Below are 1,416 nucleotides of genomic sequence, written 5' to 3'. Positions count from 1 at the left end.
GAATATCGACCGGGCTCTTTGGAGCGCGGATCGCCTTTGGGCTGGCCAGGTGTACGTGAATGGATGGTACGTCGGCGGCGTAGAAACGCCGTTCGGTGGAGTGAAGCAGTCTGGCTACGGCAGGGAAAAGGGTCAGGAAGCCCTTGATGGATACGTGCAGACCAGAAATATTGGCATCCGGATCTCACAACCCTTGTCTGGTTCGGGCAACAGCGTCCGCAACAGCTCAACATGACCTGGTTGTCGCCGGCAGTTGTTCGCAATCACTGCACCTTGGGTGTGGCGGCCGAGACGCGGGTATTTGCCAAGATCTACTTTTTCGTTGCGCGAACCTAGCGCCTGGCCCGATGGGCTGATCAGTGGGCCACGGCTGCCAGGTTGGGTTGAAAATTCCCCATCCTATTGCGGTTCAGGTCATATGTCTGGCCCGTTGCACCGCCACTCATCCCTCTTTTCGAGCAGAATTTCTCGGACATCATTCTGAAGATTCCGACGACCTCGAACGGGTACCGCGCTGCCCTAGGACGGCCTTGGCGTCGTTGGCGAACGCTTGCGTTAAAGCTCCAGCGATGCGGCGTCAGCTCTTGCCGGAAGGGCCAGCACGTTCCGCGCGGGGACCCGCAGCTCTGCTATGTCGCGCATTGCACCTCGCCACCCTGATGCCTCCTGTGAATGTGAGATCACGCGAGTTCTCGTATTCCGGGGAGGGGTCGCTGCCGGCCGCTCGCCAGCCAGGTCATTGATGTGTGGATGCCGAGTTGCTGGGTAAGGCTTCCCGCCGGGTTGACGCATAGGTCTCCCCCTGCCGCTGCCCCTCAACGGAACAGGTGTTTCGTCGGTCGGATTGTGCGCCAATACCAAAAAGGACGCAGTTTTCCTGCGGAGCGCCAGCCATAGGAGCCCGAACCGGTCTTGGAAGCGTGCTACCTTGACGGCCAGACAGAGGGTTATGGAAGGACATTTGTCGGGTCACGTGAGCTCTGAGATACGACCCTACGCTCAAGAGGCAGGACCGCAGAGCTAGCGCCCTCACTGACGGTGGCATTCCGGACTAGGCCTTACTTCCGATGCGTAAAGAGGATGGTGAATGTCAATCTTGGAGTTTCTCCAAAGCTATGGCCATGCACTCTTACAGGGGACGTTGGTCACATGCGCGCAGTTCCTGCTCGCTGCTCTCATAGCGATCTTGGTCGCCCATGTGGCAGGACTTGGAAAGATTTCGAGAAACCCGCTGGTCCGCGGGGCGTCGGTGATTTACATTGAAGTGTTCCGCGGAACGTCGCTGCTAGTGCAACTATATTGGATTTTCTTCGTGTTGCCGCTGTTTGGTATAACGCTTCCGAACTTCACCGCCGGCTACATATCCGTCGGCCTCAATATCGGTGCCTATGGCGCCGAGATTGTCCGCGGCGCCAT

General features: G+C 58.3%; 2 protein-coding genes. Both read left to right on the top strand.

Translation table 11 applies throughout. From position 1 onward, the window contains the following. A partial coding sequence (locus C1D09_RS25265) for an aldehyde dehydrogenase family protein (RefSeq protein WP_143976807.1) occupies positions 1–235 on the top strand: 235 nt, incomplete at its 5' end. Between the two features lie 852 nt (positions 236–1,087). Beyond that, a partial coding sequence (locus tag C1D09_RS25260; protein ID WP_143976806.1) for an ABC transporter permease subunit occupies positions 1,088–1,416 on the top strand: 329 nt, incomplete at its 3' end.

The sequence above is a fragment of the Mesorhizobium intechi genome, assembly GCF_002879535.1.
In the GTDB taxonomy this organism is placed as follows: Bacteria; Pseudomonadota; Alphaproteobacteria; order Rhizobiales; family Rhizobiaceae; genus Mesorhizobium; species Mesorhizobium intechi.
Note: the sequence above shows the minus strand (reverse complement) of the source record. Positions and strands in the feature narration are given on the sequence as shown.